Here is a 12,307-nt window from a genome sequence, read left to right on the forward strand (position 1 = left end):
GCTGACGCAGTTTGTCGTAACCCCTACGCGTGCGCGTGTGCGCGCGCCTCATGGAGAGTTTCGTCACGAAGTGTCAGCTGCGTCAGATCTGCACCGGATAAGGACTGACACCATGATCACAACCATCCTCGCCCTCGATCTGGGCACCACCACCGGCTGGGCGCTGCGCGGCAGCGACGGCCACATCACGAGCGGCTCCGAGAGCTTCCGGCCGCAGCGCTTCGAAGGCGGCGGAATGCGCTTCCTGCGGTTCAAACGCTGGCTCAGCGAGATCAAGCAAACCTGCGACGGCATCGACTGTCTGCACTTCGAAGAGGTGCGTCGCCACGTCTCGACCGACGCTGCCCACGCCTACGGCGGTTTCCTTGCCACGCTCACGGCCTGGTGTGAGCACCATCAGATCCCGTACCAAGGCGTGCCTGTCGGCACGATCAAGAAGCACGCCACGGGCAAAGGCAACGCTGGGAAGGAAGATGTCATCGCTTCCGTCACCGCGCGCGGGCACACGCCGGTCGACGACAACGAGGCCGATGCCCTGGCACTGCTGCACTGGGCCATCCAGCATCACGACGATGGCCAGGAGGTGTGAAATGAAAGTTCCCACACCCCAGTACCGCTGCCCCCTCGGGCGACTGCAACCCCAGGCCACCGATCTGGACGCCATCAAGGAACGTGGCTGGCGCGACCAACACATCCTGGTGGTCAACGCATCCGACGAACGTCTGGACTTCATCGAGCGAGAGATCGTGCGCCGCATTGGCGAACGCTTGTACGGAGGGGCTCGTCATGGCTGAATGGACGATTGAGGATGTGGCGGCCCGCTTCGAGGAGGCCGCCAGCACCGGACGACGCCTGCCCCCTGTGCGTGTGCAGGGCTACTTCAACACATGGCCCGTCATCGTGCGCAAGGAGTGGGAGACGTTCGCAGCCGATGAGCACGTCTATCGACCGTTCCCACCCGCTCCGGACGCCATCGACCGGATGCTGGAGACGATGAAGTGGGTGCAGTGGTTGGAGGTCGAGCAACGACATCTGGTGTGGATGCGCGCCAAGCGCTACGGCTGGCGAGACATCACGATCCGCTTTGCCTGCGACCGCACGACGGCGTGGCGTCGCTGGCAGCGGGCGCTGGAGATCGTGGCCGAGAAGCTCAACAGCGAAGGCATCCGTGCGCCTTCCAAAATCGTAGGCCAAGCAGGGTAATGCTTGCCGCGTTTGTCCTTCGTTTCCTGCGTTTGTCCCTTTTGACGCTCGCCGAGGCTGCAACAAATCACCCCGGTCGGGGGTAGTATTTCAGCTATCTTCTGGACAGCGGTGACGGTTCGGCGAGCGGCCCGAGGCAAAAGGGGTCCTTCCTTCCCGAATCGCCATGCGGGGGGCGCGAGCGCGACGCTTTTTTAGCGTCAGGGTACGGGCAAGGTTACCAGTCGGCCAGGTTACCGGCTCCGGTTACCACCCCCAGGCGCAGTTACCACCCCACCAGAATCTTCATTCAACCAACCCGCCCTGCGGCAACGCTCGGCGGGTTTTGCTTTTGGGATTCCCACTTTGAACACGCTCAACGTCGAGTACCGCAAGGTCGAGGCGCTGATTCCCTACGCCCGCAATCCGCGCACGCACGCCGAAAGCCAGATCGCCAAGATCGCGGCCAGCATCGTCGAGTACGGCTGGACGAATCCGATCCTGGTCGACGGCGACAACGGCATCATCGCCGGGCACGGGCGTTTGGCCGCTGCGCGCAAGCTCGGCCTGGATCAGGTGCCGGTGATCGAACTGGCCCACCTGACCGTCGCGCAGAAGCGGGCACTCGTGATCGCCGACAACCGGCTGGCACTGGATGCGGGCTGGGACGAGGAGATGCTGGCCCTGGAACTGGCTGAGCTGTCCGACGTGGGATACGACCTCGCCCTGACCGGATTCGAGGATGCCGAGATCGAGGCACTGCTCACCGGCGCGGTGGCCGTCGCGGATGATGAATCAGCGTCCGAACCTGACGAGTCTGACGCGGCCGACGACGTGCCGGAAGTACCCTTCGTGGCGGTATCCCGCTCCGGCGATGTCTGGGCCATTGGAGCGCACCGCCTGATTTGTGGCGACGCCACCGACCGGGACGTGGTCGCTGCGCTGATGCAGGGTGAAGTCTCTCGCCTGTGCTTCACCTCGCCGCCCTACGGCAACCAGCGTGACTACACCTCGGGCGGCATCTCCGATTGGGATGGCCTGATGCGTGGCGTGTTTGCGCACCTGCCGATGGCAGGCGACGGTCAGGTGCTGGTCAACCTGGGCCTGATCCACCGCGACAACGAGGTGATCCCGTATTGGGACGCTTGGCTATCTTGGATGCGCCAGCAGGGCTGGCGGCGCTTTGCCTGGTACGTCTGGGATCAGGGGCCAGGGATGCCCGGCGACTGGCAGGGCCGACTGGCACCGAGCTTTGAGTTCGTCTTTCACTTCAACCGTGAAAGCCGCAAGCCCAACAAGACCGTCCCCTGCAAGCATGCGGGCCAGGAGTCCCACCTGCGCGCCGACGGGTCGTCCACGGCCATGCGCGGCAAGGATGGCGAGGTGGGCGGCTGGACGCACAAGGGGCTGCCCACGCAAGACACCCGCATCCCCGACGCTGTGATCCGCGTGATGCGCCACAAGGGCAAGATCGGGCAGGACATCGACCACCCGGCTGTGTTTCCGGTGGCGCTGCCGGAGTTCGTGATCGAGGCCTACACGGACGCGGGCGACATCGTGTTTGAGCCCTTCGGCGGCAGCGGCACGACGATGCTGGCCGCCGAGCGCACCGGTCGGATCTGCTGCAGCGTGGAAATCGCCCCGCAGTACGTGGACGTGGCCATCAAGCGGTTCCAGCAGAACCACCCCGGCATACCGGTCACCTTGCTCTCCACCGGTCAGTCCTTCGAGCAGGTCGCCGCTGAGCGCGCCACCACCCCTGATGCCGAGGTGGTGGCATGAACTGGCTGGCCGACAAGATCGAACAGTGGCCGACCGCCAAGTTGCTGCCCTACGCCCGCAACGCGCGCACCCATTCCGAGGAGCAGGTGGCGCAGATCGCCGCCAGCATCGCGGAGTTCGGATTTACCAATCCGATCCTGGCGGGCAGCGACGGCATCATCGTCGCTGGCCACGGTCGTCTCGCCGCCGCCCAGAAGCTGGGTCTGGAACGAGTACCGGTGGTCGTGCTCGATCACCTGACGCCGACCCAGCGCCGGGCCCTGGTCATTGCGGACAACCGTATCGCCGAAAACGCGGGTTGGGACGACGCCATGCTGAGGATCGAACTGGAAGCCTTGCAACTCGAAGGCTTCGATCTGGACATCACCGGCTTCGACGCCGACGCCTTGGCCGAACTGATCGCGGGCGATGAGCCCGACAACGAGGGCCAGACCGATGAGGATGCGGTACCCGAGGTCAGCGAGACGCCCATCTCCCGCCCAGGCGATGTCTGGATCATGGGCCAGCACCGGCTGCTGTGCGGCGACTCGACCGTGGCCGAGAGCTACGAGCGGTTGATGCAAGGCGCGGTGGCGGACATGGTCTTCACCGACCCACCGTACAACGTGAACTACGCCAACAGCGCCAAGGACAAGATGCGCGGCAAGGATCGCGCGATCCTGAACGACAACCTGGGTGACGGCTTCTACGACTTCCTGCTGGCGGCCCTGACGCCCACCGTGGTTCATTGCCGGGGCGGTATTTACGTGGCGATGTCCTCCAGCGAACTGGATGTGCTGCAGGCTGCCTTCCGCGCCGCCGGTGGCAAATGGTCGACCTTCATCATCTGGGCCAAGAACACCTTCACCCTGGGGCGCGCCGACTACCAGCGCCAGTACGAGCCGATCCTCTACGGATGGCCCGAGGGGGCGACACGCCACTGGTGTGGTGACCGCGACCAGGGGGACGTCTGGAACATCAAGAAGCCGCAGAAGAACGACCTGCACCCGACGATGAAGCCGGTGGAGTTGGTCGAGCGTGCTATCCGCAATTCGAGCCGACCCGGCAACGTGGTTCTCGACCCGTTCGGTGGCTCTGGAACCACGCTGATTGCTGCCGAGAAGTCAGGCCGCTCTGCGCGACTGATCGAACTCGACCCGAAGTACGTGGATGTGATCGTGCGCCGGTGGGAGGAGTTCACTGGCAAGCAGGCCACCCGCGAGGCGGATGGCGCGGTGCTTGATCAGGCGGCCAGCGATTCCTCGACGATCTCGCAGTGAATCACAAAGCCCGTCAGGTAAGAGCTTATCCGTAAATAGTAGAATGTCTGCCCGAGCCGCATGGAGCGCGGCGTCGGAGCAGGCAGATGGCAACCAAGCGACTTGAGTCGTGGGTCGTATCGGATGTGTTCTGGGCGCGGGTGGAGCCGCTGGTGCCGGCGCGTGTGCCAGTTGCGCGAAAGCAGTACTTGCGCAAGCCCGGCGCAGGGCGACCACCCAAGCCTGCACGGCAGGTTTTCGAGGCCATCGTGTACGTGCTGCGCACGGGCTGCCAGTGGAAGGCGCTGCCCAAGGAGCGTTTTGGCAGCGCCAGCGCAGTGCACAAGCGCTTCCTCGAGTGGGAGCGCGCGGGCTTCTTCGAGGCGCTGTGGAAGGCCGGCCTGGCCGAGTACGACGAGATGGCCGGCATCGCTTGGCGCTGGCAGAGCATTGATGGGGCCATGTTCAAAGCGCCGCTGGCCCAAGAAGCTGTCGGCCCCAACCCGACGGATCGGGGAAAAAAAAGGCAGCAAGCGCCACCTGCTGGTGGACGGGCGTGGCGTCCCGTTGTCGATCGTCGTGACCGCAGCCAACGTCAATGATGGCAAGCGCATCGAGCAGGTACTCAGCGCCATCGTCGTCAAGCGAAAGAGCCCGCCGTTGCGGCGCAGCAAACACCTGTGCGCCGATGCCGGCTACCGCAGCGCAGAAGTCTCGCGCATCATCGACAGCCATGGCTACATCGCGCACGTCGTCGATCGCCGTAAGGAAGCCGACACCAAGCGGCGCCAGCCCGGCAAGACGGCGCGGCGTTGGGTTGTCGAAGTCTGCCATAGCTGGTTCAATCGCTTCCGCAAGTTGCTCGTGCGCTATGAAAAACTCGAACGCAGCTTCGTCGCACTCAACCATCTCGCCGCAGCCATCATCGCGTTCCGCAAAGTGCCGTTGAGCATCAACATTATTTACGGATAAGTTCTAAGGCAGGCCGCGCGGGATGCCGTATTGCTTGCTGGTTTGACGGCCAATCGTCCAGCCCATCCAACGCTGGGTGGCTGCGTTGATCGCGTCCGCCATGGCCTTACCCTCGTAAAGCCCGTTCTGGACGTCGTCGGCAAAGTGGCGACCGTGGCGGCTGTCGAGGAAGACCCTGACCGATTCGAGCGGCTGGCTGGTGGCGTCCGAGATGGCGGCCATTGCCAGGGGCCAAGCCGTGCTGGCGTGTTCGTTCATCGTGCCCCAAAAGCCCCTGGCTTCGTTCTGGGTGGCGGGGATCTGGCTGGTGGTCATGGTGGCTGCTCCTTCGGGTTGATCGTTGCGACACCCGTAGTAACGCGCTGTTCGATTGAGAAGCCAAGCTCACTGAGAGAAAATCTTTCGATGCTCAAACCATCTGACAGATCTCGCCAATGTTTCTTGCCGCCGATTCCTGAACTGGACTTGGCGGCAGACTGGTTGTCGCTGGCTGCAGACGCTGTACTTGAAGGTCGTGAGGAAGATGCGAAACAGTTGATTGCCAAAGCAGATCTGCCGATCCTCGGTGAGTTTGCGCAACGCATCACCGGAAAAGTCGATCCAGCGATCCACTGGCAGTCTCGTATGCCCACCGATGTCCTGACTGAGCGAATTAAACAGCGTATGCCCAGTTCGTCGGTTGAGTACGGGATCTACCAGCGCGATGGTTGGCGCTGTCGCTTCTGCAATATCAAGGTCATTTCCCCGAAAGCAAGAAAGTTGCTTGTGGAGATGTTCCCCTCGGTGGCGCGATGGGGTCGGGTCAATCGCGACAAGCACTACGCGCTGAGTGCGTTGACCGCAACACTTGACCACATTCTTCCGCACAGTCGAGGTGGCACCAACGAAGAAGGCAATTTGGTTGCGGCTTGCGGCATGTGTCAGTTTGGACGCGGGCACTGGACGCTTGAGGAGGTCGGGTTTACCGATCCCCGCGAACGGGCCCCCACCGTAGACAGTTGGGATGGGCTAACCCGCCTCTTGCGCTGATTTCGCTTCGGCGATGCGGTACACCCGCTCGCCGCCTTGCTGCTTGTCCGACACGATCGTCAGGCCCAGCCTTTTCTTGAAGGCCCCGGCGAAGGTGCCGCGCACTGTGTGCGCCTGCCAACCGGTGGCGGTGCAGATCTGGCCGATGGTTGCGCCTTCGGGGCGTTGCAGCATCCGGATCACGTCGGCTTGCTTGCTGTTGTCGCGGGTGCGCGGCTTGGCCTGCGCCGGTGCTTGCGTCCACGTCGCTTCGGCGGTGGCCACAGCGTGCTCCAGTTCGGCATCGACTTCCGGTATCGGCGGGGTGACGTCCGGGCGTTTCATGCCCAGTGCGTTGTAGCCCTCGGCGGCGACGAACCAGTCGGTGCCGTCGTTGGTGATCAGGGCACGGTTGAACATCCCGTCGAGCACCTTCTTGCGCGCGCCGCCTTTGATGTTGTCGGGGAACCAGTCGATCTTGCCGCTGCTGGTGTTGATGGCCTTGGCCAGGATGGCGTGCTGGGCCGGGGTCAGGTTGGTGGTGGTCATGGGCTGCTCCTTCGGGGGTGGTGGATGACGATGTGATGAACGCGCTGTCTGGGACTGAAGCCAAGCGCTTTCTGCTTGGCTTCGTCGGTTTCTGATCAGTCCTTGGCGATTTCCGCTTCCGAGGCCTTCGGGCTCGATGCGCCGAATTCGACGCCCGCCTTAAAGGCCGCTTCCAACGCGTCCTTGAGGCACCACACCGCCGTGTCGTGGAAGTCGAGGCTGTCGGCGTTGCGGGTCTGCAGGGTTTCGATGTCGAGATGCTTCTGGGCGATGAGGGTGAGGATGGTGTCGATCTGGCTCATGGCGTTTTCCTTTCGGGGTTGGTTGGCGTGACGTGATGAACGCGCTGTTCCCGATGGAAGCCAAGCTCAATCTGCGGACATGACGAACAAATGATTGAAGGTGACGATGGGACTTTCCATTCGCGCCTACGCGCGCCACCGTGGCGTGTCGCACGTGGCCGTGAAGAAGGCCATCGACACCGGGCGGATCACACCGCTGCCAGACGGCACGATTGATCCGGATACCGCCGACGCGCAGTGGGCACAAAACACATTGCAACCCCGCAAGGCGGCAGCGCCGGAGAAGGTCAGCCCCGCGAAGGCGCGCGTACTGCCTGAGCGTGAGGTGACCGAACCCGGCACCCCACCGTTGTCGACGGGCGGGACATCGCTGCTACAGGCACGCACCGTCAACGAAGTGCTCAAAGCCCAGCTCAATAAGGTGGAGCTGGCGTACCGCAAGAAGGAGCTGGTGGATCGGGCGCAGGCCGTGGCCCACGTGTTCAAACTTGCGCGCATCGAGCGCGACGCGTGGTTGAACTGGCCCGCGCGTATCTCGGGGCAGATGGCATCCACGCTCGGTGTCGATGCGCACCAGATGCACGTGGCCCTGGAGGCTGCCGTGCGCGAGCACCTGATTGAGCTGGGCGAGCTGCGCCCGCGCGTGGATTGATGACGATGGACTACGAAGGCGCGCAGGAGATCGAGCGGGCGTGGCGCGACGGGCTTACTCCCGACCAGCTGCTCACGGTATCGGAATGGTCAGATCGCCACCGGATGCTCTCCAGCAAGGCGTCTGCCGAGCCGGGGCGCTGGCGCACCAGTCGCACGCCGTACCTGAAGGCCATCATGGACTGCCTGTCGCCGACCTCGCCGGTCGAGCGTGTGGTGTTCATGAAGGCAGCGCAGCTCGGTGCGACCGAGATGGGGTCGAACTGGATCGGCTATGTCATCCACCACGCGCCGGGGCCGATGATGGCGGTCTGGCCGACGGTGGAGATGGCCAAGCGCAACTCCAAGCAGCGGATCGATCCGCTGATCGAGGAGTCAGCCGCGTTGGCCGAACTGATCGCACCGGCGCGCAGCCGCGACTCGGGCAACACGATCCTGGCCAAGGAGTTCCGGGGCGGCGTGCTGGTGATGACCGGTGCTAACAGTGCGGTGGGCTTGCGCTCGATGCCGGTGCGCTACCTGTTCCTCGACGAGGTGGACGGCTACCCCCTGGACGTCGAGGGCGAAGGCGACGCGATCTCGCTGGCCGAGGCGCGCACGCGCACCTTTGCCCGGCGCAAGATCTTTATCGTGTCGACGCCGACGATCTCGGGCGCCTCGGCCATCGAACGCGAATACGAGGCCAGCGACCAGCGCCGCTACTTCGTGCCGTGCCCACACTGCAACCACCCGCAATGGTTGCGCTTCGAGCAACTGCGCTGGGACAGGGGGCAACCGGAAACCGCCGCCTACATCTGCGAGTCCTGCGACACCGCGATTTCCGAGCATCACAAGACGTGGATGCTGGAGCGTGGCGAATGGCGTTCGATGGCACAGGGCAAGACGGCTGGCTTTCACCTGTCGTCGCTCTACAGCCCCGTTGGCTGGCGATCCTGGCGTGACATCGCTGCGGCGTGGGAAGCCGCCGTCAACAAGGAGTCGGGATCGGCCGCCGCGATCAAGACTTTCAAGAACACCGAGCTGGGCGAGACCTGGGTCGAGGAAGGCGAAGCGCCCGACTGGCAACGGCTGGTCGAGCGCCGCGAGGACTATTCCGTGGGCACCGTTCCACAGGGAGGCCTGCTGTTGGTGGGTGCGGCCGACGTCCAGAAGGATCGCATCGAGGCCTCGATCTGGGCCTTTGGGCGCGGCAAGGAGTCCTGGCTCATCGAGCACCGAGTCCTGATGGGCTATACCGCACGGGACGCGGTGTGGAAGGCGCTGGCCGCGATGCTGGCCGAGAACTGGACGCACGCCTCGGGGGTGGCGATGCCACTGGCGCGCTTCGCGCTGGACACCGGCTTTGCCACGCAGGAGGCTTACGCCTTCGTGCGAGCCTGCCACGATCCGCGCGTGATGGCGGTCAAGGGCGTGCCGCGCGGTGCCGCACTGATCGGCACACCGACAGCCATCGATGTGTCGCAGGGTGGCAAGAAACTGCGCCGAGGCATCAAGGTGTTCACGGTGGCGGTTGGGATCGCCAAGCTGGAGTTCTACAACAACCTGCGCAAGAGCGCGGATGTGGGCGAGGACGGCTCGACCCCGGTGTTTCCAGCCGGGTTCGTCCATTTGCCCAAGATCGACGCCGAGTTCATCCAGCAGCTCTGCGCCGAGCAACTGATCACGCGCCGCGACCGCAACGGATTCCCGGTGCGCGAATGGCAAAAGATGCGAGAGCGCAACGAAGCGCTCGACTGCTACGTCTACGCCCGCGCCGCCGCGTCGGCGGCGGGACTGGACCGCTTCGAGGATCGCCACTGGCGGGAGTTGGAGCGTCAACTTGGGGTGGCGCCCCCACCGGATGCGCCACCGCCCATTCACAACATCGAATTGAACGAGGCCACCCCCAGCGGTGGCCTCGCTGCTTCTGGAACCCGCAATACCGGTCGACGCGTCATCCGAAGCCGTTGGCTTCGCTGATGGCCGTCGCCTTCAAACCAAGGAGAACAAATGAGTCTTGCCACCCGTATCGAGAGCCTGGTCATCCGGGTCGCCCAGGAGTTCAACGACGTCCGGGCGACGGCGGGAAACCTAGCCAGCCTGTCCACCACCGACAAGTCAAGTCTGGTCGCGGCGATAAACGAACTGAAGGCGGCGGTGCTCTCCGCAACCGCCATCGACGACAACCAGATCGCCACCTCAACCACCTACTCGTCGAACAAGATCGTGTCGCTGCTCGACGCGCTCAAGGCCGACATCCTCGGTGGAGCAGACGCCGCCTACGACACCCTGGTGGAGATCCAGCAGTTGCTGCAGAACGGCACTACGGGCCTGGACGCGCTCCTCGCTGCCGTCAATCTGCGGGTGCGGTACGACGCGGCGCAAACCCTGACCGTTGCCGAGCAACTTCAGGCGCGCACCAACATTGGCGCGGTTGCGGCCGTCGATGTTGGCAACACCGACACGGACTTCGTCGTGATCTTCGACGGGGCGCTGGCCTGATGAGCCTCGCGTCCCGCATCGCCGCCCTGGCTGCGCGCATCGGCTTCGAGGTCAAGACCAAGATCGACGCCACGCACCCTGGACTTGCTCGGGTGTGGGTGAGCTTTGGCTACGTGGGCGGTCAGATCGTGATCGGCAGCGCGCACAACGTGGCCAGCGTCGTGCGTACAGCGGCGGGCCGGTACCGCGTGCATTTTGCGCTGGCGATGCCGGATGCGAACTACTGCTGGACGGCGCTCGCACGCAGCAGCAGCAACAGCGGCCAGCAGCGTGTGGCTGTCGTTCGCGCCAGCTCCGACCTGAAAACGGCCCAGTACGTCGACATCTCCTGCGCGACGACAGCAACGTCGTTCGACGACTCCTCCGAAATCAATCTCGTGGTGTACCGCTGATGGCCTACACAGAAACCCAGCTCCAGGCCCTGGAATCCGCACTAGCCAAGGGCGAACGGCGGGTGACCTTTGCCGACAAGACGGTCGAGTACCGCTCGGTTGACGAACTGATGGCCGCTATCCGCGAGGTCAGGCGCGGACTGCTGCAGCAGGCGGCTGAAACCGGGTTGCTGCCCGGTGCGCCGCGCCAGATCCGTGTCACGACGTCGAAGGGGTTCTGATGGCCTGGTACTCCAAACTCCGTAGCCTTTTTGGTCAGCCTCCCGTCCACGAGGCGGCGGGGCGTGGCCGCCGCTCGCTGGCGTGGATGCCCGGCAACCCCGGCGCGGTCGCTGCGATGCTGGCGACCAACGCCGAACTGCGCGGTAAGAGCCGGGACCTCGTTCGGCGCAATGCCTGGGCGCAGGCCGGTATCGAAGCCTTCGTAGCCAATGCGGTCGGCACCGGCATCAAGCCGCAAAGCCTGTCTGGCGACGAACGGTTCAAGGCCGAGGTGCAGGCACTGTGGCGCGATTGGGTCGAGGAAGCCGACGCGGCCGGACAGACCGACTTCTATGGCCTGCAGGCCCTGGCGTGTCGGGCGATGCTCGAAGGTGGCGAATGCCTGATCCGACTGCGGCCACGCCGTCCGGAGGATGGCCTGTCGGTCCCCCTGCAGCTCCAGTTGCTGGAGCCCGAGCACCTGCCCATCAACCTGAACACCGATCTGCCGTCCGGCAACGTCGTGCGCTCCGGCATTGAGTTCGACAGCCTGGGGCGGCGCGTGGCCTACCACCTGTACCGCTCGCACCCGGAGGACGGGCGTTTGGCCCCGATGTCGGGCCAGGGCGGGATGGACACGGTGCGCATCGATGCCAAGGAGATCATTCACCTGTTCCGCGTGCTGCGCCCAGGCCAGATCCGGGGCGAACCGTGGTTGTCACGAGCCCTGGTCAAGCTCAACGAGCTCGACCAGTACGACGACGCCGAGCTGGTGCGCAAGAAAACCGCCGCGATGTTCGCGGGCTTCGTCACGCGCGCCAACCCCGAGGACAACCTGATGGGCGAAGGCGCATCGGACGCCGACGGGATTGCGCTCGCCGGGCTGGAGCCGGGAACGCTGCAGATTCTGGAGCCCGGAGAGGACATCAAGTTCTCCGACCCCGCTGACGTGGGCGGTTCGTACTCCGAATTCCTGCGCACCCAGTTCCGCGCGGTTGCCGCCGCCATTGGCATCACCTACGAGCAGTTGACCGGCGATCTGACCGGCGTGAACTACTCGTCCATCCGCGCCGGGATGCTGGAGTTCCGGCGTCGCTGCGAGATGGTGCAGCACGGGGTGCTGGTGCATCAGATGTGCCGTCCGGTGTGGGCAGCCTGGATGAAGCAGGCGGTGCTTGCCGGTGCAATCGAAGCCCCCGGGTTCGCGCGTGGCGGGCCAGCCCGTCGCCGCCAGTACCTCGCGGTGAAGTGGATTCCCCAGGGCTGGCAGTGGGTCGATCCCGAGAAGGAATTCAAGGCGATGTTGCTGGCGATCCGCGCGGGCCTGATGAGTCGCTCGGAAGCCATCTCGGCAAACGGCTACGACGCCGAGGACGTCGACCGCGAGATTGCGGCCGACAACCAGCGCGCCGACGACCTCGGCTTGATCTTCGACTCCGACCCTCGCTACACGTCCAAGGACGGTGGCAGTGCTGAACCCAACCGCAGCGCCAACGCGCTGGACATCACCGGCAGCCAAACGTCTTCCTGAACGGCTGCCAGACAGCCT

16 protein-coding genes are annotated in these 12,307 nt (G+C 64.5%); 13 read left to right on the top strand and 3 right to left on the bottom strand.

Features of this window, described 5'->3' with window-relative positions:
* Positions 1–112 precede the first annotated feature (112 nt).
* The 6 genes from RBR52_RS09825 to RBR52_RS09850 all read left to right on the top strand — a co-directional run bounded on the left by RBR52_RS09825 (position 113) and on the right by RBR52_RS09850 (position 5,174).
* Positions 113–589 carry a hypothetical protein gene (locus RBR52_RS09825; protein ID WP_320377028.1) on the top strand — a complete coding sequence of 159 codons (477 nt, stop codon included), beginning with the start codon at positions 113–115 and terminating at the stop codon, positions 587–589.
* A 1-nt stretch (position 590) separates the two neighbouring features.
* Positions 591–794: a hypothetical protein gene (locus tag RBR52_RS09830; RefSeq protein WP_009238689.1), complete on the top strand. Its 204-nt coding sequence runs from the start codon at positions 591–593 to the stop codon at positions 792–794.
* Positions 787–1,203, top strand: coding sequence for a DUF6362 family protein (locus RBR52_RS09835; RefSeq protein ID WP_095558449.1), 417 nt, complete (start codon positions 787–789; stop codon positions 1,201–1,203). The genes RBR52_RS09830 and RBR52_RS09835 overlap by 8 nt, the downstream gene beginning before the upstream one ends.
* A gap of 345 nt (positions 1,204–1,548) precedes the next feature.
* On the top strand, positions 1,549–2,964 hold the full coding sequence (locus RBR52_RS09840; protein WP_320377029.1) for a site-specific DNA-methyltransferase: 1,416 nt from the start codon (positions 1,549–1,551) through the stop codon (positions 2,962–2,964).
* On the top strand, positions 2,961–4,223 hold the full coding sequence (locus RBR52_RS09845; RefSeq protein WP_320377030.1) for a site-specific DNA-methyltransferase: 1,263 nt from the start codon (positions 2,961–2,963) through the stop codon (positions 4,221–4,223). The genes RBR52_RS09840 and RBR52_RS09845 overlap by 4 nt, the downstream gene beginning before the upstream one ends.
* 86 nt (positions 4,224–4,309) lie before the next feature.
* Positions 4,310–5,174 (top strand): IS5 family transposase gene (locus RBR52_RS09850; RefSeq protein ID WP_320377031.1). Its coding sequence is split into 2 segments (ribosomal slippage): positions 4,310–4,728 and positions 4,727–5,174, totalling 867 coding nucleotides; the frame shifts between segments, so codons are not numbered across the junction.
* A gap of 3 nt (positions 5,175–5,177) precedes the next feature.
* On the opposite strand, the gene RBR52_RS09855 is transcribed toward RBR52_RS09850, so the two are convergent.
* Positions 5,178–5,489: a hypothetical protein gene (locus RBR52_RS09855; RefSeq protein ID WP_320377032.1), complete on the bottom strand. Its 312-nt coding sequence runs from the start codon at positions 5,487–5,489 to the stop codon at positions 5,178–5,180.
* 90 nt (positions 5,490–5,579) lie between these two features.
* Between RBR52_RS09855 and RBR52_RS09860 the strand changes: the two genes are divergently transcribed.
* Positions 5,580–6,203 carry an HNH endonuclease signature motif containing protein gene (locus RBR52_RS09860; RefSeq protein ID WP_320377033.1) on the top strand — a complete coding sequence of 208 codons (624 nt, stop codon included), beginning with the start codon at positions 5,580–5,582 and terminating at the stop codon, positions 6,201–6,203.
* Here the strand turns inward: RBR52_RS09860 and RBR52_RS09865 are convergent.
* Together RBR52_RS09865 and RBR52_RS09870 are read right to left on the bottom strand one after the other, a co-directional pair.
* Positions 6,183–6,731 carry a DUF3489 domain-containing protein gene (locus tag RBR52_RS09865; RefSeq protein ID WP_320377034.1) on the bottom strand — a complete coding sequence of 183 codons (549 nt, stop codon included), beginning with the start codon at positions 6,729–6,731 and terminating at the stop codon, positions 6,183–6,185. The genes RBR52_RS09860 and RBR52_RS09865 overlap by 21 nt on opposite strands.
* A gap of 95 nt (positions 6,732–6,826) precedes the next feature.
* Entirely contained in the window at positions 6,827–7,033 is a 207-nt protein-coding gene (locus RBR52_RS09870) for a DUF6900 domain-containing protein (RefSeq protein ID WP_320377035.1), read from the bottom strand.
* Between the two features lie 106 nt (positions 7,034–7,139).
* On the opposite strand from RBR52_RS09870, the gene RBR52_RS09875 reads away from it, so the two are divergent.
* The 6 genes from RBR52_RS09875 to RBR52_RS09900 are packed head-to-tail and all read left to right on the top strand — an operon-like array spanning position 7,140 to position 12,289.
* Positions 7,140–7,685: an elements of external origin gene (locus RBR52_RS09875; RefSeq protein ID WP_320377036.1), complete on the top strand. Its 546-nt coding sequence runs from the start codon at positions 7,140–7,142 to the stop codon at positions 7,683–7,685.
* Positions 7,685–9,643, top strand: coding sequence for a phage terminase large subunit family protein (locus tag RBR52_RS09880; RefSeq protein WP_320377037.1), 1,959 nt, complete (start codon positions 7,685–7,687; stop codon positions 9,641–9,643). The genes RBR52_RS09875 and RBR52_RS09880 overlap by 1 nt, the downstream gene beginning before the upstream one ends.
* A gap of 30 nt (positions 9,644–9,673) precedes the next feature.
* Positions 9,674–10,165 (top strand): hypothetical protein, encoded by a 492-nt coding sequence (locus tag RBR52_RS09885; RefSeq protein ID WP_004629282.1) that lies wholly within the window; start codon positions 9,674–9,676, stop codon positions 10,163–10,165.
* Positions 10,165–10,557: a hypothetical protein gene (locus RBR52_RS09890; protein WP_320377038.1), complete on the top strand. Its 393-nt coding sequence runs from the start codon at positions 10,165–10,167 to the stop codon at positions 10,555–10,557. The genes RBR52_RS09885 and RBR52_RS09890 overlap by 1 nt, the downstream gene beginning before the upstream one ends.
* Complete coding sequence (locus RBR52_RS09895) at positions 10,557–10,778, top strand: phage head-tail joining protein (RefSeq protein WP_024973197.1); 222 nt, start codon at positions 10,557–10,559, stop codon at positions 10,776–10,778. The genes RBR52_RS09890 and RBR52_RS09895 overlap by 1 nt, the downstream gene beginning before the upstream one ends.
* Positions 10,778–12,289, top strand: a complete 1,512-nt coding sequence (locus RBR52_RS09900; RefSeq protein WP_320377039.1) for a phage portal protein — start codon at positions 10,778–10,780, stop codon at positions 12,287–12,289. The genes RBR52_RS09895 and RBR52_RS09900 overlap by 1 nt, the downstream gene beginning before the upstream one ends.
* Positions 12,290–12,307: the final 18 nt, after the last annotated feature.

The sequence above is a fragment of the Thiomonas sp. genome, from assembly GCF_034007205.1.
Lineage (GTDB): Bacteria > Pseudomonadota > Gammaproteobacteria > Burkholderiales > Burkholderiaceae_C > Thiomonas.